At 36.7% G+C, this 3,521-nt stretch carries 2 protein-coding genes; both read left to right on the forward strand.

The features are described from left to right. Positions 1-146: 146 nt before the first annotated feature. Entirely contained in the window at positions 147-1,745 is a 1,599-nt protein-coding gene (locus B0A58_RS15495) for a T9SS type A sorting domain-containing protein (RefSeq protein WP_089081791.1), read from the forward strand. 10 nt (positions 1,746-1,755) lie between these two features. Beyond that, on the forward strand, positions 1,756-3,521 hold a 1,766-nt coding region (locus B0A58_RS15500), incomplete at its 3' end, for a hypothetical protein (protein WP_207758865.1).

A 3,521-nucleotide genomic window follows, 5' to 3' on the forward strand; every position in this document is an offset into this window, starting at 1 on the left:
AACAATCAACATTCAACAATCAACAATCAACAATCAACAATCAACAATCAACAAACAACAAACAACAATCTACAATCAACAATCAACAAACAACAAACAACAATCAACAATTATCAATTATCAATTAATACTAAATTTTAAACAACATGACACAAAAATGGTTGTGGCTGCTGGGACTTGGATGGTCTTTTGGTAGCCTGAATGCTCAAGACATTCAGTGGGAACGGTCTTATGGTGGGGTGCATGCCGATTATTTGATGGATGCGCTGCCTACGCCTGATTATGGCTTTATTTTGGCGGGGAGTTCTTTGTCCGAAAAATCGGGAAACAAATCCGAAAAAAACAATGGCGATTTAGACTTTTGGGTCTGGAAAATGAAAGAAAATGGCGATTTAGATTGGCAAAAAAACTTTGGCGGATCGGGGCAAGATTTTTTACAAAGCGTGGCCCTTACAAAAGATGGAGGCTTTGTACTAGCAGGAACTAGTGCCTCATTTATTGTTAATCCAAACAAAAAACCTTTGCCCAGTGCCGATTTTGACAAGAAAGAACCTGCTCGTGGCAACGACGATTTTTGGATCATCAAACTCAATGCTGCTGGGCAGGAAGAATGGCAAAAAACGATTGGCGGCACCGGACAAGAAAAATTGTTGAGCATCAAGCCAACTCCAGACGGCGGCTACATCATTGGCGGCTCATCGGCATCTGAACCCAAAGACGATACCAACACCCTCAACGACAAAACCAGCGAAGCTTTTGGCAACATGGATTATTGGCTAGTAAAAATAGACCGAAATGGACAATTGATGTGGCAAAAAACCTTTGGCGGACAGTTTTTTGACGAACTCAGAAGCCTTGTTGTTACTGCAGACGGGGGCTTCCTTTTGGGCGGCTACTCTAACTCGCCCACTAGCGGCAACAAGCTAGAGGACAACAACGGCATTGGCGATTTTTGGATCATCAAAACAGACGCAAACGGCAACATGATATGGCAAAAAACCTTGGGCAACAAAGGCGACGACCAGCTCTATGTAGTGCACCAATGCCAAGACGGCAATTTTTTGGCGGGAGGCAGCACAACCCTTGCCGAAAATGGGGCTGACTTTTGGGTTATCAAACTCGATACCAGCGGACAAATGATCTGGCAACAAACATATAACACCGACACTACCGACATACTGACCTCGATGGTAGAAAACAAAGACCAAAGCCTATTGCTTGGTGGCTATAGCCCCACAACCCCAATAAACAATCAAAAAACCGATGGTGGCGACTACATCATGATAAAAACCAACGCCATGGGCGAACCGCTATGGCAACGAACCGTTGGCAGCAAAGGCGACGACTTGCTAAAAAAAGCCATCGAAACCAGAGATGGCGGCTATTTGATGGCTGGCACCTCCAACGCAAAACCCTCGGGAGACAAATCGCAAACCATGGGAAGCAACGATTTTTGGGTAGTCAAACTCAAAGACAACAACAAAACACAAACCCAACGTAACAGCCTAGAGGCCTACCCAAACCCCACTACGGCTTTTACAAACATTATTGTGGGCTACGATTTTGAACAAGGAATCGCTACGTTATCTGACTTATCTGGTAAAATTATTAAACAATTTGATATCAAAACAAGAACAATACCTATAGATTTAAGTAGTTATCCCGATGGTATATACATCATTAACATAAAAACTAATGTTCAGAATGATGGAGTGAAAATAATTAAAGGAAATTCTAAAATATAAATTTTAAAAAATGAAGAAAATAATTACGTCTATTTTAGTAATCATGAGTGTTATACACGGAGTTAAAAGCCAATATTTAAATACAAAAAGTGTAAAAAGCCCTAATGTTACATCTATGGAAAGGTTTAATGACATTCCAATAAATTTATTTACAGGAACTCCTGATATATCAATTCCAATACAACAAATAGAATCAGGAAATATTAAAATCCCTATTGAGTTGAGATATCATGCAAGTTCTGTAAAACCTAATCAACCCCCTAGTTGGGTTGGATTGGGATGGGATTTAAATTGCGGCGGCAATATAAGTCGTGAAGTTAGAGGACATTATGATGAATATGTTTGTCCTTCAAGTGGGAGTTATGCATGCTTTACTGGATATTTAGCAGGTGGTGCAAATATTCTTTATAATGATCCTAATTGGAATAATCCCAATAATATTTATTACTATAATTTGGGTAATATTTATAGTGACCAACAAGCTGATGAATTCAGTTTTAATTTTTTGGGACATTCTGGAAAATTTTATTATGCTGGATCTGCAAATGGCTGGGTAGTTATTTCAGATGAAAAAATAAAGGTGGAAGTAAATGGGTTATTTACACCTCAAGAGTGTATAAATAATGCGTTATATAAATATGTAACATCTGCAAATCATACTTGGATGACTGATTATTATAGTTCCAATCAATCCGTTTTTTTTAAAGAATTTACAATAACTACACCCGACGGATCAAAATATACATTTGGTGGTATTGATGCTGTTGAATTTACAACACAGTATAGTGGTTCCGGTACATGCTATAATGGAATTGATCTCTCATCTTGGTTATTAAAAAAAATTGAAGATGTTAATGGAAAAATAATAAATTATAATTATGTACGTAATTATCCAAGTCTATATTTATCTCATTATTGTAATACGTATAGTCAATCTTTCACGTCGAATTCTTGCAACCCTCCAGAAATAGTAGGTTCAGGTGTTACTGGTTCACAGAATGGTAGTTTCTCTACGTCACAGCTAATGAATTCTTATAGATTGGCTGGAAGACTCGTTTTTCCAATGTATTTAAAAACTATAGATACAGAAATTGAAACAGTAACTTTTTCTAGTTCACCAGCAACTACATTATTTTATACACCAACACAACTTAATTCAGTAGATCCTCCTCATCAATGGGACGATGCAAATGAACAATATGGTTCATCAGCTCCAGGGGCAATGTCTCCTTATCCTATTCAACCTGGTTGGTTTCCTAATTTAAAAACAAATAAATTAACCAACATTGATATTAAAAGTAAGGCAACTAACACCGATGTTTATAAATTTACTTTTGAATATTTTGAAAACTCAAATCAAAGATTTGCTCTTTCAAAATTTAATATGCTGGGTAGTGATTCGTCTATTCAAAAAAAATATGAATTTAAATATGATAACATAGCAGATTTACCCTTATTTGGCGGTAATTATATTGATCATTGGGGTTTTTACAATAATAAAAATATAGGTTCAGCTTTAAGTGGTGCTTTTTCAAATAGGGAAACTAATCCTCTTTATGTAACAAAAGGGTTATTAACAGAGATAAAATATCCAACAGGTGGCACAACCTCATTTATTTGGGAAGCACATCGGCATTCTAGAGTATTATCGGACTCTAAAAACCAATTAAATCCCTACATTGGTTTTGCTGGAGGTAGTAGAATAAAAGAAATAAAGAGTTATACAGATGTTGGGATTTTATCAAGTCATAAAAAATATTATCGAGTTACTTACTT

It is taken from the genome of Flavobacterium branchiophilum NBRC 15030 = ATCC 35035, assembly GCF_002217205.1.
Lineage (GTDB): Bacteria > Bacteroidota > Bacteroidia > Flavobacteriales > Flavobacteriaceae > Flavobacterium > Flavobacterium branchiophilum.